This is a genomic window from Baekduia sp., from assembly GCF_035318805.1.
In the GTDB taxonomy this organism is placed as follows: domain Bacteria; phylum Actinomycetota; class Thermoleophilia; order Solirubrobacterales; family Solirubrobacteraceae; genus Baekduia.
The window spans coordinates 1-19859 of sequence record NZ_DATHDY010000008.1 but is presented as its reverse complement, the minus strand read 5'-3'; the positions used below and the strand labels follow the sequence as shown (position 1 = coordinate 19859).

General features: G+C 71.0%; 24 protein-coding genes, 1 tRNA gene and 2 pseudogenes. 19 read left to right on the top strand and 8 right to left on the bottom strand.

What is annotated here, in order from left to right; genetic code table 11:
- The 4 genes and pseudogenes from VK501_RS00840 to VK501_RS28675 form a co-directional block, all read left to right on the top strand.
- Positions 1 to 236, top strand: a 236-nt coding sequence (locus VK501_RS00840; RefSeq protein ID WP_324333660.1) for a hypothetical protein, incomplete at its 5' end; no start/stop codon positions are given.
- 101 nt (positions 237 to 337) lie between these two features.
- Positions 338 to 411: transfer RNA gene (locus tag VK501_RS00835), tRNA-Met, on the top strand.
- 401 nt (positions 412 to 812) lie between these two features.
- Positions 813 to 1421 carry a tyrosine-type recombinase/integrase gene (locus VK501_RS00830; RefSeq protein ID WP_324333658.1) on the top strand — a complete coding sequence of 203 codons (609 nt, stop codon included), beginning with the start codon at positions 813 to 815 and terminating at the stop codon, positions 1419 to 1421.
- A pseudogene (locus VK501_RS28675) lies at positions 1382 to 1612 on the top strand (tyrosine-type recombinase/integrase); the annotation flags it as partial. The gene VK501_RS00830 and the pseudogene VK501_RS28675, both read left to right, overlap by 40 nt.
- 164 nt (positions 1613 to 1776) lie before the next feature.
- Here the strand turns inward: VK501_RS28675 and VK501_RS28670 are convergent.
- A complete protein-coding gene (locus VK501_RS28670) occupies positions 1777 to 2058 on the bottom strand; it encodes a type II toxin-antitoxin system death-on-curing family toxin (RefSeq protein WP_349260954.1) in 282 nt (93 codons plus the stop codon).
- 125 nt (positions 2059 to 2183) lie between these two features.
- Complete coding sequence (locus VK501_RS00820) at positions 2184 to 2390, bottom strand: hypothetical protein (protein ID WP_324333654.1); 207 nt, start codon at positions 2388 to 2390, stop codon at positions 2184 to 2186.
- Positions 2391 to 2949: 559 nt separating this feature from the next.
- Here VK501_RS00820 and VK501_RS00815 point away from each other — a divergent pair.
- Together VK501_RS00815 and VK501_RS00810 are read left to right on the top strand one after the other, a co-directional pair.
- Positions 2950 to 3642 carry a hypothetical protein gene (locus tag VK501_RS00815; RefSeq protein ID WP_324333652.1) on the top strand — a complete coding sequence of 231 codons (693 nt, stop codon included), beginning with the start codon at positions 2950 to 2952 and terminating at the stop codon, positions 3640 to 3642.
- Positions 3643 to 3688: 46 nt separating this feature from the next.
- On the top strand, positions 3689 to 4105 hold the full coding sequence (locus tag VK501_RS00810) for a hypothetical protein (RefSeq protein ID WP_324333650.1): 417 nt from the start codon (positions 3689 to 3691) through the stop codon (positions 4103 to 4105).
- Between the two features lie 23 nt (positions 4106 to 4128).
- On the opposite strand, the gene VK501_RS00805 is transcribed toward VK501_RS00810, so the two are convergent.
- A complete protein-coding gene (locus tag VK501_RS00805) occupies positions 4129 to 4434 on the bottom strand; it encodes a hypothetical protein (protein ID WP_324333649.1) in 306 nt (101 codons plus the stop codon).
- 143 nt (positions 4435 to 4577) lie between these two features.
- Between VK501_RS00805 and VK501_RS00800 the strand changes: the two genes are divergently transcribed.
- The gene (locus VK501_RS00800) at positions 4578 to 4952 is read left to right on the top strand and encodes a hypothetical protein (protein ID WP_324333647.1); all 375 of its coding nucleotides are present in this window, start codon (positions 4578 to 4580) and stop codon (positions 4950 to 4952) included.
- 5 nt (positions 4953 to 4957) lie between these two features.
- Here VK501_RS00800 and VK501_RS00795 read toward each other — a convergent pair whose 3' ends face one another.
- Entirely contained in the window at positions 4958 to 5371 is a 414-nt protein-coding gene (locus tag VK501_RS00795) for a hypothetical protein (protein ID WP_324333644.1), read from the bottom strand.
- 52 nt (positions 5372 to 5423) lie between these two features.
- Between VK501_RS00795 and VK501_RS00790 the strand changes: the two genes are divergently transcribed.
- Positions 5424 to 5651: a hypothetical protein gene (locus VK501_RS00790; protein ID WP_324333642.1), complete on the top strand. Its 228-nt coding sequence runs from the start codon at positions 5424 to 5426 to the stop codon at positions 5649 to 5651.
- Positions 5652 to 5723: 72 nt separating this feature from the next.
- Here the strand turns inward: VK501_RS00790 and VK501_RS00785 are convergent, their stop codons facing one another.
- Positions 5724 to 6545, bottom strand: a complete 822-nt coding sequence (locus tag VK501_RS00785) for a nuclease-related domain-containing protein (protein ID WP_324333640.1) — start codon at positions 6543 to 6545, stop codon at positions 5724 to 5726.
- A 475-nt stretch (positions 6546 to 7020) separates the two neighbouring features.
- On the opposite strand from VK501_RS00785, the gene VK501_RS00780 reads away from it, so the two are divergent.
- Positions 7021 to 7812, top strand: a complete 792-nt coding sequence (locus VK501_RS00780) for a hypothetical protein (RefSeq protein ID WP_324333638.1) — start codon at positions 7021 to 7023, stop codon at positions 7810 to 7812.
- 339 nt (positions 7813 to 8151) lie between these two features.
- Here the strand turns inward: VK501_RS00780 and VK501_RS00775 are convergent, their stop codons facing one another.
- On the bottom strand, positions 8152 to 8691 hold the full coding sequence (locus VK501_RS00775) for a carbonic anhydrase (protein WP_324333635.1): 540 nt from the start codon (positions 8689 to 8691) through the stop codon (positions 8152 to 8154).
- A gap of 63 nt (positions 8692 to 8754) precedes the next feature.
- On the opposite strand from VK501_RS00775, the gene VK501_RS00770 reads away from it, so the two are divergent.
- The 10 genes from VK501_RS00770 (at position 8755) to VK501_RS00725 (ending at position 16820) form a co-directional block, all read left to right on the top strand.
- A complete protein-coding gene (locus VK501_RS00770; RefSeq protein WP_324333633.1) occupies positions 8755 to 9225 on the top strand; it encodes a MarR family winged helix-turn-helix transcriptional regulator in 471 nt (156 codons plus the stop codon).
- Positions 9226 to 9492: 267 nt separating this feature from the next.
- The gene (locus VK501_RS00765) at positions 9493 to 9957 is read left to right on the top strand and encodes a sensor histidine kinase (RefSeq protein WP_324333630.1); all 465 of its coding nucleotides are present in this window, start codon (positions 9493 to 9495) and stop codon (positions 9955 to 9957) included.
- Between the two features lie 78 nt (positions 9958 to 10035).
- Positions 10036 to 11073, top strand: a complete 1038-nt coding sequence (locus tag VK501_RS00760) for a Fic family protein (protein ID WP_324333628.1) — start codon at positions 10036 to 10038, stop codon at positions 11071 to 11073.
- Positions 11074 to 11237: 164 nt separating this feature from the next.
- Positions 11238 to 12314: a YecA family protein gene (locus VK501_RS00755; protein WP_324333626.1), complete on the top strand. Its 1077-nt coding sequence runs from the start codon at positions 11238 to 11240 to the stop codon at positions 12312 to 12314.
- Between the two features lie 55 nt (positions 12315 to 12369).
- Positions 12370 to 12681 (top strand): hypothetical protein, encoded by a 312-nt coding sequence (locus tag VK501_RS00750; RefSeq protein ID WP_324333623.1) that lies wholly within the window; start codon positions 12370 to 12372, stop codon positions 12679 to 12681.
- Positions 12682 to 12901: 220 nt separating this feature from the next.
- A complete protein-coding gene (locus tag VK501_RS00745) occupies positions 12902 to 13993 on the top strand; it encodes a plasmid pRiA4b ORF-3 family protein (protein WP_324333621.1) in 1092 nt (363 codons plus the stop codon).
- A 476-nt stretch (positions 13994 to 14469) separates the two neighbouring features.
- Positions 14470 to 14892, top strand: a complete 423-nt coding sequence (locus VK501_RS00740) for a hypothetical protein (protein WP_324333619.1) — start codon at positions 14470 to 14472, stop codon at positions 14890 to 14892.
- Complete coding sequence (locus VK501_RS00735) at positions 14885 to 15352, top strand: hypothetical protein (protein WP_324333617.1); 468 nt, start codon at positions 14885 to 14887, stop codon at positions 15350 to 15352. Before VK501_RS00740 ends, VK501_RS00735 begins: the two co-directional genes overlap by 8 nt.
- Positions 15349 to 16248, top strand: coding sequence for an FAD:protein FMN transferase (locus tag VK501_RS00730; protein ID WP_324333615.1), 900 nt, complete (start codon positions 15349 to 15351; stop codon positions 16246 to 16248). The genes VK501_RS00735 and VK501_RS00730 overlap by 4 nt, the downstream gene beginning before the upstream one ends.
- Positions 16245 to 16820, top strand: a complete 576-nt coding sequence (locus tag VK501_RS00725; protein ID WP_324333613.1) for a hypothetical protein — start codon at positions 16245 to 16247, stop codon at positions 16818 to 16820. Before VK501_RS00730 ends, VK501_RS00725 begins: the two co-directional genes overlap by 4 nt.
- Before the next feature lie 347 nt (positions 16821 to 17167).
- On the opposite strand, the gene VK501_RS00720 is transcribed toward VK501_RS00725, so the two are convergent.
- Both VK501_RS00720 and VK501_RS00715 read right to left on the bottom strand, forming a co-directional pair.
- Positions 17168 to 19237 (bottom strand): transglycosylase domain-containing protein, encoded by a 2070-nt coding sequence (locus tag VK501_RS00720; RefSeq protein ID WP_324333611.1) that lies wholly within the window; start codon positions 19235 to 19237, stop codon positions 17168 to 17170.
- A gap of 360 nt (positions 19238 to 19597) precedes the next feature.
- A pseudogene (locus tag VK501_RS00715) lies at positions 19598 to 19859 on the bottom strand (hypothetical protein); the annotation flags it as partial.

Below are 19859 nucleotides of genomic sequence, written 5' to 3'. Positions count from 1 at the left end.
TCGCGCGCTACCGCGAGCGCATGCCGGTTCGCGTGCCCGGGATCGAGGAGGTCGCCCGCGGGCTGCTCGAGGCCCTGGAGGCCGCCGACATCACGCATTGGCCGCCCGGCTGGGCCGTGTCGGACCGGCCCGCACCACTGTGGGCGATCTCCGGCGACCTGGCGTTCCCACTCGCCAGGACGCCCACGCCGGGCCGCTGGCTGGCGGTCACGTGCCTGCGCCGGGGGCGCGGATGACGGGGGCGTTCTGCGGCTCGCGCGGGCGCGCGCCGCGAGGCGTCAGCCCGTTTACACCGAACCGTCCGTTCGGGCCCGGTCGGCTATACTTCCATGTCCGCCGCGGGGTGGAGCAGTCTGGTAGCTCGTCGGGCTCATAACCCGAAGGTCGCAGGTTCGAATCCTGCCCCCGCTACTCACGAAAGTCCCTGCTTGCGGGGGCTTTCGTCGTTTAAGCGCCAGCGTTCATCTGGGCTCGTGGTTCTAATAGGGTTCCAATTGGGGCGAGGGTGATCCGGTGCGCCGCGCGACATAGTGGTCGTGATGGCGCGGCGCTCGTATGGATCCGGTCGGCTGTTCGTGCGGGCCGACAGCAATGGTCGGGAGACCTGGTACGGCTCGTGGCGGGTCGGTGGGCGGCGAGTCAAGCGGCGGATCGGGCTCAAGCGTCGGGCGTCGACGAGCGAGGGCTTGACCCGGACCCAGGCCGAGGCCGAGCTGCGCCGGCTGATGGGCACCGAGGTCGTGCTCGCCGGCCCGCAGCGCAAGACGATCGAGGAGGCCGGTGCGCTCTAGGTCGAACACCTCGAGCACGTCATGGAGCGCAAGCGCACGACGATCCACGACTACCGGGGCTACCTGCGCCGCCACCTCGTCCCGTTCTTCGGCGCGCGGCCGATGGACAAGTTCGATCGCGCGTTCGTCGAGAACTACCTGCTGGCCAAGAAGCGCGACGGGCTGTCGTCCAAGACGGTGTGCAACCACCTCAACTTCCTGCACGGGCTGTGGTCGTTTGCCATCAAGCGCGAATGGGCGCTGAAGAACCCGGTCGCGCTGGTCGACCGTCCGCGGATGCCGCGCTTCAAGGAGCGGCGGATCCAGTTCCTCGCGCGCGAGGAGCTCGACGCGGTGGTGCGCGCGGTCCCGGGCGATGTGCTCGGGTCGGTCGAAGGTCCGCTCTATTTGATGGCGGCGATGACCGGGCTGCGGCAAGGCGAGTTGATTGCCTTGCGCTGGATCGATGTGGACTGGAGCGCGTCGCGGATCCGGGTGGCTGACTCGTATGTGAGGGGCGCGTTCGACTCGCCCAAGAACCACCGCGGGCGGTCGGTGCCGATGGCCGACCGGCTGGCCGGAGAGCTGGAGCGCCACTTCCAGGCCTCGCGATGGCGGGCGGAGAACGACCTGGTCTTCGCCATCCCGTGACCGGGCATGTGTTGGACTCGTCGAAGGGGCGCAAGCGGTTCTACGTCGCGCTGGAGCGCGCGGGCGTGCATCAGATCACCTTCCACGGGCTGCGGCACACGTTCGGCACGCAGATGGCGGCGGCCGGCGCGCCGATGCGCGCGATCCAGGAGTGGATGGGCCACGCGGACATCTCGACGACGGAGATCTACTCGCACTACGCGCCGGACCCGACGGGCTGGGTGGCGTTCGCGCAGAAGGCGCTGAGGGCGCGCGGAGGCGGAGGCGCCCAGAACTGGTTCGGTTCAGCTGAGAACGCGATCTGCGAACAAGCGCGCCGATTCGACTTCGTCCCGCCGAATCGCGAGCGCTCGGCCTACGGCTGTGTGGTGCGGCGCTGGATCCACGCGACGCCGTCCTCGCGCGTCACTTTGCATGCGGCGATGTCCTCGACCATGGACGCGTCGATCGTGACGTCCTCGCTCTTCCAGTGCCGGCCGTTGGCCTCCAGGAAGCGGGCAGTGAGCAGGAACGCCGCGCGCTTGTTGCCGTCCGGCAGCGGATGGTTCTGGGCGAGATGCGCGATGACCACCGCGGCCTGTTCCAGCAGCTCTGGATAGGCGGACTCGCCGCCGAAGGACGCGAACGGCGCGTGCACTGCGGACTCGGCGAGTCCGATGCGCGGCAGTCCTTGAAGTCGGTCGGGTGACGTGCCGAGCAGGAACGCGAGCGAGGTAGTCGCCGAGTGTCGGGGTCCGGCGCTGGTCGGGCACCAGGCGGGTGCTACTGGCCGAGCCGGTCGAAGGTCGCCCGGTGCTCGGCGACGAAGCGCTCGGCGAACGCGAGGTTGTCGGTGCGCCCTTCATTGCGTGCAGGCTCGGCGAGCTTGGCTCCGAGGGCGCGGACGTCGTCATCGTCGAGGGCGTAGCGCGTCTGGAGGTCGGCGATGACCTGCTGCACGAGCTCGTCGGTGATGTCGCGGCCGGCCACTGCGCCAGTGTAATCGCGAGCCGTGACGCTGCCGCGATGATCGGAAGGGCACCCTGTCGCACGCAGCGTGCGGGGGCGGAGACGTCCAACGCCACTTGGCCCGAGCTCCGCTCATCCAACTCAGCTGGACTCCGAGTTGGATCGTCCTCCGTCTGCGGCTGTCCAAGACGGGACCGCGGAGCCGCGAGCACCGCGAGCCGTCGAGGGGACTCCCGTTTGTGCCGACCGTCAACAGGCGCCGCGCGCCGCGGTGCTTGTCGATCTACTTGTGTCGTTGTGTCGTTGTGTCGTTGTGGCGCGTGACGACAGTTCGGATTTCGGTGACCGAGAACAATTTCATCGCGACGCCGCGACGCGCCCGATCCATGAGCTCGCGGCGTCCCGCCACGAGAGGGTCGGCCATCGCGCGGCCGCGGCCATCGGGCCATGCTCGACGCCGAGCCGATCGGGCGCTGCCTCCCTTGCGAGGGTGGCGTGAGCCACGGGTCGATGCGGCGGGTGTGCCGTCGGTCCGCCGAGCGGGGCGTACCCGTCCGGTCGATCCGCTGGAGTTCGGGTCATGAACGATCGGGAGTTGCTGGACGAGGTGCGGCGCCTGAGGGCTGAGGGCCGTCCGCCGAAGGCGATCGCTCGTGCTCTGGGCGTCCGCCCGGCCGTCGTTGCGCCGCTGGTGCGGCAGGTCGCCGCAGAGACGCCTCAGGTCCCGGTCGAGCGGGCCGAACTCGCCGGATGCTGGATCAGTCCGGCCTGGAGTCGCGAGCTGCTCTTCGAGGAGCGTGACGGCTGGAACGACGTCGATCTCGGGCCAGACGGACCGGCCGGCATCGTCCTCGTGCTCGTCGCGCGAGCACCGCGTGGCGGCAACGTGAGCGTCTGCGGCTATCTGGTCGACACGTTCTGTCTCGGCGTCAAGAACGCGATCGGGCCCGAGGTCATGCACAGGCGCGAGCTCGCGTCGTTCGTGCGCAGGTACTTCCGCGCGTTTCCCAGCCCTGCCGTCCGTGTGCCGCTCGAGCTTGCTCGGCATGTCGTGCACGGTGCCGTGGCGTTCGCGGCCGGTCTTGGGTTCGACGCGCATCCGGACTTCGCGGCTGCGCGTGGACATCTCGGCGAGCTCGAGGAGCCCTGCGCGATCACGTTTGGACGCAGTGGCCGGCCGACGTACGTACCCGGCCCATACGACGATCCCACCGCGACGTTGGACACGCTTGCGCACGCGGTAGGCCCCGACGGCTTCGTCGTCGCACCATGATGAACGGCGGCGATCTCTGTCCGGCGACGCGGCCATCCTGCAGGTCGTGAGCAAGCGAACCGCGCAGCATCGATCGTTGTCGGCGGCGGCCGCTGGCCCGTCCCTGCTCGACGCCATCGCGAGCGGCCAGTTCGACGATCAGCTCACCGCTCTTGCGGAGGCCATCGACGCCCGCCGCCACCTGGTGGACACCGTTCGCTCGGCCACCGCCCTTGCCGCGCTTGAAGTGGGCGACCTGGTTCGCATCAACCATGCCGTCAGCCCGCGGTACCTGGCGGGGATGGGGGCGACGATCGTCGAGATCGACGACCATGCCGTCACCCTTCGGTTGCAGCGGCCGGTCGGCCGGTTCGCGTCCGGGGTGCTCCGGTGCTCTCCGTTGGCGCTCGACAGACTCCCGCGTGCCGCCGCGGTCGAGGCCGCTATCGCGACGGCTCAGGTGTCCTCGAGCAGCGAGCCCTGAGCCGCGCCATCGGTGCGGCGGACTTACACGCCGCCCTCGAAGACCTCTGACTCGAGGAACGCGAGCATCAGCTTGTCGTGCGCGCGGTAGCGGAGGGCCTGGGTCTCGAGTCGGATCGCCTCGGCGTAGGTGGGGCCGTCGGCGGCGTGCTCGCCGACGCGCCGGGCGACGATCTCCCGGGTCGCCCAGGCGTAGACCGCGTTGGCCGCGACCTCGACCTCGAGCATGCGGTAGGGCAGGTACTCGCGGACGCGGCGCTTCGACAATCCCCCGCGGCGAGCGGCGCGCTCGAGAGCACGGAACTCGCGGCGTCCCTCGTAGACGGTCACCACGCCGGTAGCTTTCGTGAGCCGGGAACGGTCCCGCAGCTCGCTCAGAAGGCCGGCGCCTCCACGGCCGCGACCTACCGGGTTGTGGAGCTCGCTGAGCAGGAGGGCTTTCTCGAGCGAGCCCCCGCGGGCCGCTGGGCAACGTGCGCTGGCGTGGACTGCTGGAGCGGTGGAGTCGCGACTACCGCTTCGCGTGCAACAACGTGACGATCAGCGCGCTGGCGCCTCGCGGGATCGACGATCTCGTCAGCCGCCTGCGCAACGCAGATGAGGACTTCGACTACGCCGTCACCGGGTCGCTTGCGGCGCAGCGCCTCGCGCCCTACGCGCCGGCACGCGCGGCCGCGATCTATCTCCGGGACTTTGATCGGGCGCTGGCACACCTCGACCTCCGGCCGATCGACAGCGGCGCGAACGTGCTGCTCGTGGCCGGGGACCTCGACGTCGTCTTCGAGCGCACCAACGACGACGACGGCATGCGCGCCGTCACACCGAGTCGGCCGCCGTCGATCTCCTGAACGGCTCAGGCCGCAATCCGGCCGAGGGCGAGGAGCTCCTCAACTGGATGGAGACGCATGAGTCTGTCTGGCGACGGTGACCTGACCGTCCGGGCACGTCGGCGCTCCTTGACGCCCTCGAGGCCCTCGCACCGCACGCCGACGCGGTCGTCGTCATCGGCGCACAAGCGTTGTACCTCCGAACCGGCGCGGCGATCGTCGCGCTCGCCGAGGCGACCAAAGACACGGACATCGCCCTCGACGTCCGCGTCGTTGGGGACGAACCGCTGGTCGAGCAGGCGATGAAGGACGCGGACTTCACGGCAGACCCGGCCGGCGATCCCGGTCGGTGGCTGAGCCGGGACGGCGTGCCGGTCGACCTCATAGTCGCCGAGGCCCTCGCCGGACCACCCGGCGAGCAACCGCCGCGGCGCGCGCATTCCGCCTCACTCCAAGCGCGCCACACGCCGGGCTGTCGGCCGCGACGCCGCCATGGTCGACCACAGCCGGGAGACGGTCTCGGCGCTGAGCCCGGCTGACTCGCGCACCTACGAGGCCAACGTCGCAGGACCGGCGGCGCTGCTCGTCGTCAAGCTCCACAAGATCGCCGAGCGCCGCGACACCCCAACGCGTCTCGTCGACAAGGACGCCCACGACGTCCATCGACTTGGCCACCGACCTGATGGCGGCCGTCGAGCGGCCAACGCGCTGACGCTCTGACCTCACTGGTCGGGGACGAGCCCGGCCTGGGCGTCCGCGGCGCCGTCGCTGCTCTGCCGCGCGACGAGGAGATCACGCAGGAGGCAACGCGGCCGCCAGGGCGCGAGCGGTCGCGTCGATCTGCGCGAGCGTGAACGGTCCGCTCGCGTTGAGCCGCTTGGCCAACGCCTTGCGGTAGAGCAGTAGATGCGAGCGCATCTTGGTGGTGCCGAGGAGCGGCAGGTCGGCCTTGGTGAAGCAGAGCACGCCTTGGATCGGCCACGATCGCGCCGCGTCTCCCAGCGCGACTTCGACGGCCGCGACCTGGCGATCGAGACCGTCGATGAGCTTCGTGCGGTCGCGGCCCGCGATCAAGAGCTTGGACTTGCCGAAGAGCGGCGTGGAGACGCTGACCTTGCCCTTCCAGTCCTTGGCGTCAATGACGAAGATGCCGTTCGGGGAGATGGCGAGGTGATCGATGTTGCCGCGTCCGCGAGGCAGGCGGCGGTCGTGCAGCAGCACCGTCGGGCCGCCCGCGGTTCGGGCCTCGAGGGACCCGGCCACGGCGGCCTCGCCGCGAGCGCCGCGGAGGAAGGCGAGCTCGTGTTGTGGCTCGTCGCGGAGGGCGAGCAGCAACCCGCCGATGTGGGGGTGCGCATGACGCGTTCGCTGCTCGCGGTTGTGCTTGCGCCGCTCGTGCTCTCGAAGGGCGCTGGCGCCCGGGGTGCCGCGGTCGATCGGCTGCTGCCGTGCTGGGGCGGATGCCGGACCCGGGGGAGCTGGCGGGACGAGGCAGCTGAGGCAGGTGACGGCGCGGGCGTCGGCGTCCCAATTCGCTTGGCTGCCCGCCGCGAGCTCGGTGGCACAGCGCGCGCACTGGTCGGGGCGACGCAGCTTGAGGATCCGCGAAGGCATGCTCACTTATTCGGTGCAGGCTGATTGCCACTTGACCGGTCGTTCGTCCAGACTGCAACCGGGCAGCGTGTACGCGTGTCGGGCGCTCAAAGCTCGGGGCCGAGGTCGTCCATCGACGGCTCTATTGGGCGCGCGAGTTCGCGCGGAGCATCGCGGGCGACCGACAGCGCTGCCTCGCGCATCTATGCCTCCCGCGCCGCGAAGCCCGGCCGGCCATCCCCGAGCATCTCGCTCAGTCGGTTGCTCGGGTCGAGCATCGCTGTGCGCGCTGCGTGACGGTCAACCGGGTCGGACGCCGCGACATGTGTTTCCGGCGGTCGGAGCGGATCGGTGCGGGTGGCCTCGTCAGCTTGGTCCGGCTTGTCGAGAGCGTCGCGACGACATCCTCGTCCAGGCCATCAGGCTCGGCCTCTAGCCCGGGCAGCGCGCGCTCGACCGAGCCGGGGGAGACGACGTAGAACCGGGCCTGGTCGCGGTGCGGATCAAGGGCGCGTTCGAGCCGGCGGCCGAGGAGCTGGACCCGGACGTCTACGACCATGACGACGCGTGCCCGCTGTGCGGGACGCAGCGGGTGCAGGCGCGCGACCTGACGCTCGACCTGCGTCGCGTCCCCAAGCGCGGCGGGTTCGCCCAGACGCTCGCCGACGAGCGGATCGTCGATCAGCACGTGGCGGATCTGCTCGCCGACGAGGAGTTCACCGGCGTGTCGCTGCGTCCCGTCCACCACCGGACGGCGACCGGGGACGAGACGATCGACCCCAAGCGGTTCCCGGCCGGCCGCGAGCTCCTCGCCCGGGCCGAGGCGGAAGTCATCCGGCCCGGATCGTGGCGGTACTTCGTGTGGCTGAACCGGCCGGAGCAGCAGGAGCTCCGCGACGCCCTGCACGCGCAGGCCGCCGCCGAGCACGGGCGCCGCGCGGCACGCCGCCCACCACCGCCGCCCTGGTACCAGCTGGTCCCCGACGGCGACCGCGCGCAGATCGCTCCGACGACCCTCGTCGGCATCACACCGTTCGCCGATGCCGCTCAGAACGAGAGCTCGCGCTGCCCGCAGGGCCACGTCGCCGGCCTCAACCTGATCTCCGAGCTGCACCTCGACGCCGCCACCTACCCGGCCCCCGACCTCGTTGCGACCGAGCAGCTCGTCGGCGTCCGTCGCGGCCTCCTGCAGCCGGTCCCGCTGCTGGTGATGTCGCCGCGGCTGCGTGGCCTGCTCGTCGAGCACGGCATCAAGGGCTGGGAGACCGAGGTGGCGTACCTCGACTGAGGCGCGCCGCGCCCACCCTGGCGTCCAGGGCTCTCGTCGTTCTCGGCCGGCGTTGCCTTGTCCGTTGGCTGACGCGCCGGGATAGTTTTCGTCAGCTCGTCGGTGCGACGCATGTACCGCGGATTTCCGGGACATGGCCCAAGGAGCGCGAACTCCATGGCGTGCCGCGGACTGGCTCCAGCCGCGCTGGCCGAAGAGCAGCCGGCTCGTGCCGGCATCGAGGTGCTCGACGAGTGTGGGCAGCGTGACGTCGACCATCGTCGCGTCGAGGTTGACCGCGAACGCGCAGAGGCACACGCGGCGAGGGCGAGCGCGCGGCGGGAGAGAGAGGCATGGCGCTTACACCGCGGCGAGGACCGTGGTGTCGACGATGGTGCGCACGCGGCCGGTCTGCACGTCGTAGACGTGGCCGGAGATCGCGACGCGGTCGGGGATCGCTGAGCTCGCGCGCAGCCGCGCGACGTCCTCGCGCACGGTGGCCTCCGGGTCCAGGACGGCGCGCGCGACCAGCGCGGCGGGTTCGGTGTCGATGCGCTCGGCGTACCGAGTGCGGAGGCTCTCGTCGGCCAGCAGCGCGGTGCCGCAGAGGGTGTGGTGGACGACGGCGACCTCGAACAGCGGTCCCTCCGGTGCGGCTGCCTCGGCTATCTGCCCGATGAACGCCAGGTCCTCGACGACGGCGGTGGTGACGCGGCCTCCGGCGTTGCGCAACACGGCGGCGTCGCCGAGCCGCAGGCTGAAGATCACGGCCGGGTCGACCCGCGGGTCCAGGCAGGTCAGCACCGCGATCCGCAGCCGCGGCATGATCGTCGCGTCCTCATGGCCGCCGCTCTCGGCGAAGGCCGCGTTGCGCTCGCGCACGGCATCGAAACGGGACATCGCGGTGCTCCGATCAGCTAATGTTGCATCTACACCTTCGAACGTAGCAAGCAGGTGATGTAGGTGCAACACGCCGCTGAAGACTTCGCCGCCGAGATGGCGCAGCTCTGCATGGGCTCGCGGATCGGCCGGCTGCACCGGGTCGTCGCGCGCCGCTTCGAGCTCGCGCTCGCGCCGACGGGCCTGACCCCGCCGCAGCTCGAGATCCTGGCCGCGCTCACCGTTGCCGGCGGCGCCGTGACGCCGTCGGCGCTGGCGCACGTCCTCGCCGTCGAGCGCTCCACGATGAGCCGCAACCTCGCGCTCATGCGCGAGCGGGGCTGGGTCGAGCCGGCCGAGCTGTCGCCGAGCGGCCGCACGACGACCGTCGCGATCACGACGGCGGGAGGCGAGACCTTCACCAACGCGCGTCGCGCCTGGCGCGAGGCCCAGGACGCCGTCATCGGCGCGCTCGGCGCCGGCGCGCCCACCGCGCTCGATGACTGGCTCACCGGCCTCGGCGTCCCCGTCCCCTCCGTCGAGGTCGCGGGCTAGATCGATTGGCAGGCCCGCCGATCACCGAGCGAGCGTGCGTATGGGCGCGCTGCGGCGGTCAGTGATGAGGGGGCGGAGGCAATCGTCGCCGGCTGGCCTCGCGTGCCCTGAACTCGCCGACATCCTGCCGGTGAACCCGCGACAGGTGATCGCCCTGATCGCTGACGCGACCGACGCCGAGCTCGACGACGCGCGAGGCCTCGCCCATACCATCGCCGACGACCTCGCTCCCCAGGCTGAAGCAGCTGAGGCCTCGGCACGGCCGGGATGGGCACCGAGCCGGCCGCGCTGCGCGCTGGGATCGAAGGCGCCATCGACGATCTGCGCGAGCTCGTAGACGGCGTCATGCCCGCGCTGCTGACCGCTCGCGGACTCCCCGCAGCGGTCGGCGACCTCGCCGACCGGCTGCCCTCACCGGTCGCACTGCGCGTCGACGGACTCGACGAGCGGCTCAGCCCGGCGATCGAGTCCGCCGCCTTCTTCGTGGTCTCCAAGGCCATCGTCAACGCGGTCAAGCACGCGGGCCCGGGCAGCCTGATCGTCGCGCTCGAGCGGGCCGACGGCCACCTGCGCATCGAGGTCGGCGACCGCGGCGCCGGCAGGGTGCGCCTCGACGGCGGCGGGATGCGCGGGATGGTCGACCGCGTCGCCGCGCTCGACGGCACCCTGACGGTCGACGCCCGGCCCGGCGGGGGAACCCGGGTCGCGGCGGTGATTCCGTGCGGTCCGTGATCGGTGATTGGCGCCTGGACTGGTTCGGTTCAGTTGAGAACCCGATCTGCGAACAAGACGCTACTCTGTTCGGTTCAGATGGATAGCCGCGCTGCGAACAAGTCTGCGGGTGCTGGCCCTGGACGGCCGTCCCGTGAGGTCGTCTACGAGCGACTCTACGTACAGACCGCTGAACTGCGCACGCGTCTCGGAGGCCTGCCGTCGCCGATCGAGGCTCGAGACATCTGGCGCGGGATCTGGCTGGCCGAGGCCCATCACTCGACCGCGATCGAAGGCAACACGCTGGTCATGCAACAGGTTCAGCAACTCCTCGATCAAGGACGTGCCGTCGGCAACAAGGAGCTGAGGGAGTACATGGAGGTTCGCGGCTATGCCAACGCCGCGGACTGGGTGTACGGGCACGGAATCGAGCCGGGGGACTGGCAAACCGATGAGCCCATCACGCTGACGGACCTCCGCCACATCCACAAGCTGGCGCTCGACCTGGTCTGGGACGTGGATCCTCACCCCAGCGCAACGCCGCGGGAAGTTCCGGGGTCGTTCCGTGAGCACGACATCGAGCCGTTTCCCGGCGGCATGCGCCCACCGGCGTTCACGGACGTCCCAAGTCAGATGGAAGTGTGGGTTCGTGAGACCGCTCTGCTTCGCGAAGCGGACGCCGCGACGTTCCCCGAGGCAATGGCGAGGAGCCACGCACGCTTCGAGCAGATCCATCCATTCCTGGATGGGAACGGGCGAACCGGACGGCTCGTCTTGAACCTGCTGCTGGTGCGCCTCGGTTATCCGCCGGCCATCATCTACAAGCGTGAGCGAGCACAGTATCTCCGCGCGCTGCAGCGAGCTGATCAGGGCGACTTCGGAACGCTGGGCGAGTTGCTCGCACGCGCCGTGCTCGACAACCTCTACAAGTTCATCGTGCCCGCTGTCGCGGGACCGGCTCGGCTCGTACCGCTGCCCGCCCTCGCCTCGGAGCGGATCTCCGCCGATGCACTTCGAGTCGCTGCCGCCCGCGGTCGGCTTGAGGCATCGAAGGGCGAAGACGGCATGTGGCGGAGCTCCCGTCAGTGGGTTGAGCACTACCTCTACGATCGACAGGCAAGACGGCCGACAACCTGAACCGGCTGCCAGCTTCGCCGCTCGGCGACCCAGCGCTCGAGGACGGAGCGCAGGAAGCGGACGTGCTTGCCGACACGCACGCACGGGAGCTGGCCGGTGCCGGCCGATGCCGGTGACGATCTGGTGGGCCGGATGCCGTCAGGTGCCGCGGCTATCGTCGCCTCATGCGCGAGGTCGGGCGAAACGATCCTTGTCCCTGTGGGAGTGGCCGCAAGTACAAGCGCTGCTGCCTGGAGGTCGAGCGCGCGGCGCTCCGTGTCGCGGCCGAGCTCGAGGAGCGGGTGCTCGAGCTCGGCTCCTTGGTACGTGACGAGGCGGGCCCTGAGTGGCGGACGGCGTACGAGCGCCATCTTGCGCCGCTGAACCGGTTCGGCGCGGTGCCGGCCGAGCATGCGGCATGGCTGGACACGTGGCTGGTGTGCGACGGGCCGGTGCTCGGCGGGCGTACGCCGCTGGAGGCCCTGGCGGTGGAGCCGCAGCCGATCGACGCGGCATTGCAGCGCAGCTCGATCTGCGCGTGGTGGGCTCGCGGCACGGCGTTCCCGCTGCCGGCGACGCACTGGCGCTATGAGGAGCCGCTCGCGCTGCATAGTCGCCACGAGCCGTTCGGCGCGCTGTCTGACGGCGCGCTGCTGGTCGCGCGCGGCGTTGAGGTGGGCGACGCGCATGTGGCGCTCGTCGGCCGGCCGGTGGTGGTCGACGACGACGCGATCGACGACGTGTTGGCCCTTCTGCATGCGGCGCCCGACCAGGCGCTGTGCGCGGCGCTGCGCTGGCCGGAAGTGCGCGAGCACACGGCGGACGGCGATGTGGTCCAGCACTGCTCCCGCTGCTATGAGCTGGCAGACCCCAGCGCTGCGGTCGCACTGTTGCGCGCGGCCCCGGCGGTCACCGAGGATGTCGAGGCCGTGACCTATTGGGAGGACGACGTCGCCTTCAAGGTGTTCGGGCCGCCGATCACCGAGGTCGTCGAGCCTCCACACGAGACGGGAGTCGTGTGGGAGCTCTGCGGCGCGGACAGCGACGATGCTCCTCTGCTCGGCGAGCTGACCGTGTCGCCGGACGACGGCGATCTCACGCTCAGCGCGGCTACACGCGCTCGCGTCGAGCGACTTCTCGCCGCGCTACCCCAACCGTTGCGCGACTCGCTCGGTGCCGCCGTCTCCGAGGATCTCGATGTGCCAGACGTCCTACCGCGCATCAACCGGGAGCGCCTGCAGAGCCTCCTGCTTGCGTCGTGACCGTCGCGAGACATCGAGGATGACCGAGGGACTCGACAAGGACGGCTGATCGCTCGTGGCCGAGCCGGACACCAAGGCGGCGCGCCGCGCTGCGCGTGAACGTGTCGGCCGGTATCACGAGGCGCGGCTCAAGGAGCTGCTCGAGCATGTGCGAGGCGGCTTTGCCCGCTACGAGGCCGGCGAGCTCGACGCGTTCGACCTCGACGGCGTCATCCACCAGTACACGCGCGCGGCGCGCGAGCTGTGGAAGTTCTGCGCCGTGACGGGATCCCAGGCCTTGTACACGGCGGGGACGCTGGACCACTGGGCTCAGGAGGGCGAGGAGCCGGACTGGTGGGATCGCGGAGCGCCGCGGCGGCCGCGCTGAGCGTTGCGACAAGTCAGCCCGAGGAGTTCGGTGGGAGGAGCGGGCGCTACTCGCCGAGCCGGTCGAAGGTCGCCTGGTGCTCGGCGACGAACCGCTCAGCAAACGCGAACCGCTCAGCAAACGCGAGGTTCTCGGTCCGGACGAGGCGCCGAGCACCCCTCGCCCTGAATCCGGGACTCGTGGCAGACGGAAGGGGCGGGCGTTTGACAGGCTCCGGGCCATGGCAGAGCGCGACCGCGATGCGGTGATGCAGGCCACGGCGCCGGCCCGGTGGCTGCTGGAGGCCGGGGTGGAGGGCGTGCCGTTGACCGCGACCCAGGCGCTGGCGCGCGCGGTGGTGCGTGACGCGGCGCTGCGATGGCCGATCTGGTGGGATGCCGAGCTGTTCGGGCCGCCCTACCGGGAGGCTGAGCTGGCACCGCTGACCGAGCTTCATGACGGTCTGCGACGGCTCAAGCTCGTGCGGCGTCGCGGTGGCAGGCTCTACGCCACCCCGCTGGGGCGCGATCTCCTCGCGCGCCCGGAGGCGTTGTTGGACTTGTTGGCGTCCGACCTGGGCGCCGGTGATGCCTACACCGACATGGTCGCCCGCGTGATCGTGGCGACGCTGGCGCGCGGATCGACGGACCGCCACGCTGACCTCGTGGCGCCGGCGTTGCGAGAGACACGCCGGGGTGGCTGGCGGGGCCCTGACTACGAGGTGCCCGACGAGCGCCATGTGTCCTCCACCGTCAGCGACGTCCTGATCCGCGGGGAGGGCTACGGGCTGATCGATCGTCAGGACGGCGCGTCGGATCCGCGCCGACGCCGCGAGCACATCGCGCTGTCGATGGCCGCGAGGTTGGTCTTGGGTCTCGGGCCCACTCCCGTAAGATCGCGGCCCATGGCGGTCCTGGTCTTCGATGCGGAGCTGACCAACGTGCGTGGCGTCCGGGCGCGACTCGCGGTGCGCGCCGACCAACCCCTCACCATGCTGCACGACGCCATCCAGGAGGCGTTCGGCTGGGACGACGATCACCTCTACTCGTTCTGGCTGGACGGCCGGTTCTGGGGCGACCGCGTGCAGGAGTACACGAGCCCCGTTGTGCCCGATGACGCGCCGCAGACCGCCGACGTCCCGCTGGCCGAGCTCGACCTCGCCACGGGTCAGAAGATCGCGTACGTCTTCGACTTCGGCGACGAGTGGCGGGTGCGCCTGACGCTGCGCGAGCAGACCGAGCCCGACGACGGTGCGTATCCCCGGGTCCTGGAGCGCAAGGGCACGGCACCGCCGCAATACCCGGACTACGACGACGAGGAACTCGTCGAGTGATCTGGGACGTCGCCGGCGTGCGCTGAGAGGGCAGAAGGTGGGTGCGGGCGCGACACCGGGGCGCGCATTCTTTGGGTCCTCGAGGGACATAGCCGCGCGGCAGGCTCCGTGAGCCCCAGGGCCTGCGCTTCGCTTCGTCAGTCACCCGCACCCAACCGCGGGAAAGGATCTCACCGTGCGGCAACGCGTCAAGTCCTAGGACATTGGTGCGAGCGCCGCGGCCGCGGCTTGCGGGCTGTCCCTAGTCCCGGGACTGCGGACAGCGGCAACAGCGGTAGGCGGCACGTTCTTGGGCAAATCGGTACTCAGGCCATTACCGTCGAGCTCGCCACAGGCGCGGTCCGCCAAAAGGCGGCCCTCGCCGGTCGTCGGTTACGGCCGGTCGCCTCGATGTCCGGCTGCGGACAGGACGGATGAACAAGTAGGTCCCCACGCGTGTGTTAAAGCGCACATGCCCATCTGCCGATGGTGTTGACGTGCGCGTGGCGACTGCGGTGATGCTGCTGTGCCTTGCCGCGGCGGGTGTGCTGATCGCCACGCCGCCCAAGCAGCGCGCCGTCCCCAAGCTCAGGGTCCGGGTCGTCGTCGAGCACCGCACCATCGAAAGCCGGCTGCCCCGCCGCACGAAGGTCAAGCGGGTCTACGTGGACGCTCCCGCTCCCGCTCCCGCTCCTGCACCGGCTCGGGCTCCCGTCACCTACGCGCGGGCGACACCCGTTCGGATCGTGCAGACCTACCACGCGCCGGCTGCGGCGCCGGCGCCCACGTCGCGGCCACGACCGGCCGCCCAGACATCACTTCCGACCGATGCCGCGTCGCTGCACCAATGGGAGGAAGCCCATCACCGCGACGCGCCGAACCACGACCAGCTCGAGCACCAGGGCAGCAGCGATGACTGAACCCACGCGCACGCCCGCCGAGAAGCAGGCCCTGCGTGAGCTCGTGGTGAGCGAACGCCGGCGCAAGCAGCGCAGTCGCTGGTCGTTGGCCGGTGCGAGCGCCGGCGCGGTGACCTCGGCGTCGCTGCTCGGCCTCGTCGTGACGGCGTGGCTGCGCCAGGAGCACCAGGACGTCCCGCGAGCGCAGGTACTCACCCAGCACAAGGTCATCGCGACCATCCGCTACGTCCGCCCGAAGCCTCGCATCAAGGTCGTGAAGGTGGTGCGTCATCGAGCCGTGACCCCCGCCGCGAGCGTTCAGCGAGTGTCTGCGTCGCTGAGCCCGGCAGCGTCGGTGCCGAGCAGGACCAGCGCGGTCGCGTCGGCCCCGGCGCCCGCCCCACGCGTGCAGGTCCAGATCTCGAAGCCGACACCGGCCGCGGCGCCCCCGCCGCCGCCCGTCAGCACCCACGCGTCGTGAGCGGCCACCACCACATCCATTGGCCGCGCGTCCTGGGCGGCGCCGCCAACGCGTTCGCGTGGCCGGTCGAGGTGGGCCGCGCCACCGAACCAGCCTTGCGGGAGCTGCTCGCGCGCTTCCAGGCGCGCGTCTCGCGCTTCGAGCCGGACTCGGATACCAGTCGCCTCAACGACGCCGGGGGCCGCCCGATCGACGTCGGCACCGAGCTGCGTGAGACGCTGGCCGCCTCTCGCTGGGCCGCCGAGCTCACGGGCGGCATCGTCGACGGCCTCGTCGCGACGTCGCTGCACCGTGCCGGCTACGCCGCCGGCGGTCATCCGCCGCGCATCGACGTCCGCACCGTCGCTCGTCCGGCGGATCGGCTGGCTCAGCCCGCCGCCTCCACGCGGCCATCGTTGACCGTCTCCGGCGATATCGCCTGCGTGCCGGCCGGAGAGCGCTACGACCCCGGAGGAGTCGGCAAGGGACTCATCGCCGACAGGGCCCTTGCGCTGCTGCGCGATGCCGGCGCGACGTCGGCCCTCGTCGAGCTCTCCGGTGACCTCGTCGGGTTCGCCGAGGAGCACCCGTGGCCGGTCAGCGTCGACCCGTACGACGATGGGGAGCCGCTCGCCGAGATCGACCTGCACGAGGGGGCGGTCGCGACGTCCGCGATCACCCGCCGGGCGTGGATCGACGGCGACGGCGCCCTCCAGCATCACTTGCGGTGTCCCCGCTCGGGTGAGCCGGTGTTCGGCCCATGGGTCGCCGTCACCGCCCTCGCGCCCACGTGCCTCGAGGCCGAGACACGTTCGAAGTGGGCGTACCTGACCGCCGACACGGCGCCGCTGGTCCACGGCGGTTACACCACCGGCTGGGACGGCGGCATCACGGCGATCGGCGGCATCCCAGCATGAGCAGCAGCCTCGACAGCCAGCTGCCGTGGATGGCCTCACGCGCGTGCGGGTTCGGGGCCTTCGTGACCTTCAGCGCCGTCGTCATGCTCGGCCTGCTCACCGCCAGCGGCCTGCTGCGCCGCGCCGGCTCGCGCCGCACGGCCGACCTGGCCGCGTGGCACCGGGTGCTTGCGCTCGTCGGCTGGCCGCTGATCGCCGCACACGGTCTGCTGCTGCTCGCCGACCCATGGCTGCATCCGACGCTGACGCAGATCGTGTGGCCGTTCGAGATGCACCTGCACAAGGCGTTCTGGGCAGGGTTGGGCGCCGTCGCCACGTTCGCGCTGGCCGTGAGCACCGCCACGCCATGGCTGCAGCGCCGGCTGCCCGCGGTTCCGTGGCCGGCGGTCCACCGCATGGCCAGCGTGATGGCCTACGTGTTGCTGTCGGCTCACGTCATCGGCGCGGGCAGCGATACCGGCGGTGGACTCGTCCGGTTCGCGGTCATCCAGGTCGTCGTCGTCACAGGCCTGATCGCGGTGATGCGCGTCGTCACGCCCAGGCTTCCGGCCGGGGCCGCCCGGCGCCGCTGACGCGCCGGCGGCGGTGTGATCGCGATCGAGGTCAGCGCGCGGTGGCGCCGATCACGCGGCGGCCGGCTCGACGAGCTGCTGCTCGACGCACGCCGCGAGTTGCGCTCACCCAGCGGGCGCTCCGGGACGAAGACGTACAGCTGGAGTCGCTGATCGGCGAGGCGCTCACGAACGTCGTCAAGCACGCCAAAGCCGGCCGCGCCAAGGTCAGGGCGTCTGTGGAGGACGGGATGCTCTACGTCGAGGTCGGCGACGACGGGATCGGAGGTGCCGATCCGGGCGGTCAGATCGTCGGTCGCATGACGTTGACCCCGAGGGTGAGCCAGAACGAGGGCGGCGAGCTTGACCTACATCCCGGGTGGAGGCGTCGACGCGGGTGCGTGTGCTGGCGGGGGAGACGGCGCCAGGAGCGGCGGGGCGACCGGCTGCGGTTGCCCGGGCGCCGCGGGCGGCGCCGGGCCAGTGCCGCCCGTCAGGTTCGGCGACCGGAGCGCAACGTGGGAGGCGTTGACCCCGCGCAGTGGCACGACCGGCCGGCCGGCCATCGCCGGGACCATGAAGTCGTGCCAGATGCGGGCGGGCACGCTGCCGCCCACGACCTGGGCGAAGCCGTCGAGGCTGGCCATCGGCGTCTCGGCTCCCGGGTAGCCGATCCAGACGCACGCGACGAGCTGGGGAACGAAGCCGCAGAACCAGGCGTCCTTGAAGTCCTCGGCCGTACCGGTCTTGCCCGCGGCCGGGCGTCCCGGGTCGGCGGCCGTCCCGGTGCCGCCGCGGATGACGCCGGTGAGCGCGTACGTGACGCTCCGAGCCACCCCCGGCGTCAGTACGCGGCTCCCGGTGGCCGACCGGCGGGGGCGGACCGCGCCGTCGGCGGTCACGACCCGGTCGAGCGCCTCGGCGGTGTGGTGGACGCCGCCGGAGGCGAGGGTCGCGAATGCGTCGGTCATCTCCAGCGGCGAGACGCCCTCCGGGCCGAGCGTGATCGCGCACACCGCCTTCAGCGGCGAGCGGATCCCCATCCGTCGCGCGGTGCGGACGATGTTCTGCGGTCCGACCCGGAGGGCGACCTGGGCGAAGATCGTGTTGACCGAGTGCGCAATGGCCTGCAGCAGGTCCATCGTCCCCGTCGCCTCGTCGGCGAAGTTGTGCACCACCCACGGGCCCTCGGCGTTCATGCAGCGGCGGTCGGGGATCGTCAGCGACGACGGGCCGTTCCAGACCGAGCTCAGCGGGATGCCCTGCTCGAGGGCGGTCGTGAGCGTGAACATCTTGAACGCGCTGCCCGCCTGGCGATGTGACTGGGTGGCGAGGTTGAACCGCAGACGCGGGTGGCCGGATGCGGCCGTCGCCATCGCCCGGATGGCGCCGCTGCCCGGGTCGATGGCCACCAGCACCGCGGCGGGGTCCGATGCTCGGTGGATCCAGCCGCCGATCGCGCGCCCGGCCAGGCGCTGCAGGCGCGGGTCGAGCGTCGTGCGCACATGCAGCCCGCCGTGTCGAACCCGGGCCGAGCCGTAGCGCCGGTCGAGCTCGCGGCGCGCGGTGTCGAAGAAGGTCTTGAACCGGACCCGGCTGTAGCGGTTGGAGGGACGGAGTCGCAGCCGGGCGGCGGCGGCTACCCGGTAGCGCGACTCGGAGATCACGCCTTGACGGCGCATCGCCGCCAGCACCTCGTTGCGGCGCATCATCGCGGCCACGGGGTGGCGCAGGGGATCGTTTCGCGACGGCGCCTGCGGAAGGCCGGCAAGTACCGCGGCCTGGACCAGGGACAGATGCGACGCAGGCCGCGAGAAGTAGGTCCGAGCCGCGGCCTCGACCCCGAACGCGTGGTGGCCGTAGAACACCGTGTTGAGATAGGTCGCGAGGATGCGTCGCCTGGACCAGACACGGGCCAGCTCGACGGCCAGGCACGCCTCCGTCAGCTTCCGCGACAGCTTCATGTTCTCCCCGCCGAGATAGCGGGTGCGCACAAGCTGCTGCGTGAGGGTCGACCCGCCCTGGACGACCTGGCCGGCCTCGAGGTCGGCGAGCGCCGCCCGTCCGATCCCTGCGTAGTCCAGCGCGCCATGGCTCCAGAAGCGCCGATCCTCGATCGACACGGTCGCGACAGGAAGCCAGCGCGACATCCGATCGAGGGTGACGGGCTCGCGGTTCTGGCTCGTCGGCACCGCGCCCAGCCGCGAGCCGTCGGCCGCAAAGAGAAACGTGTCCTGCCCCACGACGCGTGGACGCGTGGAGGCGAGGTGACAGCCGATGAGGCTCTGCGGCGAACGGGCGACCATCACCAGCCCCGCGGCCGCGGTGCCTCCCATGATCACGACGAGGGCGACGCCGATCACGACCCCGTGCCCGCGATGACGCGCGCGCCTGCGCCGCGATTCGCGGCGGACCGACAGCGCATCGTCGTCTGCCATCGCCGCCAACCTCCATGCGCAACCCAACGGGGCTGTCGCTGACATCGACGCTACAGAACCCACTCGTCGATGCCGCGCGCCATGTCCTTGCGTGCACCTGGCGGGCGAGGGCTCGTGTGGTGGTTCCCCTCACGCGGAACCTGCACCAACGCCTCGCCCTCGGTGGCACCGACGACGAGTTCCAACAGTTCGGAGCGACGCTCGACGACCTGTTCGGACGGCTGGAAGCATCGTTTGCGTCACAGCGGCACGTCGTCCGGTGACAGGACGAGCCTGCCACCGGACCCGGTCTTGATGGCGGTCAGATTTCGACCGGCCTTGACGACGCTCCGACCGAAGCCGGAGCGCCGAGCTTCAGAGCTAGGGTCGCCGGCAGTGCGCCGACTTGCCCGTCCCCGTGGCCTCCCCGCACGTGGTGAACAGCTTGATCGAGTCGATCTTCTCCGGATGGGCGATGTCGACGATCCCGAGCAGATGGAAAGCGTTGTAGCCGTAGCGGCCTTCCGTGACGCTCTGGTAGTCGCACGGGTTGGTCGTGATCTGGCCGAGCCAGCCCGGCGTGTTGAGGCCCTCGGCATGCGGGAACTGCGACTTGCACTCGCCCGGCACCAGCTCGTAGCCG

Bases quoted from the DNA above. Each gene is read 5' to 3' on its own strand.
- VK501_RS00790 (WP_324333642.1), top strand. From the start codon at position 5,424: ATGGTCGACCACAGCCGGGAGACGGTCTCGGCGCTGAGCCCGGCTGAC.
- VK501_RS00720 (WP_324333611.1), bottom strand. From the start codon at position 19,237: ATGGCAGACGACGATGCGCTGTCGGTCCGCCGCGAATCGCGGCGCAGG.
- VK501_RS00745 (WP_324333621.1), top strand. From the start codon at position 12,902: ATGGCAGAGCGCGACCGCGATGCGGTGATGCAGGCCACGGCGCCGGCC.
- VK501_RS00830 (WP_324333658.1), top strand. From the start codon at position 813: ATGGAGCGCAAGCGCACGACGATCCACGACTACCGGGGCTACCTGCGC.
- VK501_RS00760 (WP_324333628.1), top strand. From the start codon at position 10,036: ATGGATAGCCGCGCTGCGAACAAGTCTGCGGGTGCTGGCCCTGGACGG.
- VK501_RS00765 (WP_324333630.1), top strand. From the start codon at position 9,493: ATGGGCACCGAGCCGGCCGCGCTGCGCGCTGGGATCGAAGGCGCCATC.
- VK501_RS00785 (WP_324333640.1), bottom strand. From the start codon at position 6,545: ATGCCTTCGCGGATCCTCAAGCTGCGTCGCCCCGACCAGTGCGCGCGC.
- VK501_RS00815 (WP_324333652.1), top strand. From the start codon at position 2,950: ATGAACGATCGGGAGTTGCTGGACGAGGTGCGGCGCCTGAGGGCTGAG.
- VK501_RS00795 (WP_324333644.1), bottom strand. From the start codon at position 5,371: ATGCGCGCGCCGCGGCGGTTGCTCGCCGGGTGGTCCGGCGAGGGCCTC.
- VK501_RS00755 (WP_324333626.1), top strand. From the start codon at position 11,238: ATGCGCGAGGTCGGGCGAAACGATCCTTGTCCCTGTGGGAGTGGCCGC.
- VK501_RS00735 (WP_324333617.1), top strand. From the start codon at position 14,885: ATGACTGAACCCACGCGCACGCCCGCCGAGAAGCAGGCCCTGCGTGAG.
- VK501_RS00725 (WP_324333613.1), top strand. From the start codon at position 16,245: ATGAGCAGCAGCCTCGACAGCCAGCTGCCGTGGATGGCCTCACGCGCG.
- VK501_RS00775 (WP_324333635.1), bottom strand. From the start codon at position 8,691: ATGTCCCGTTTCGATGCCGTGCGCGAGCGCAACGCGGCCTTCGCCGAG.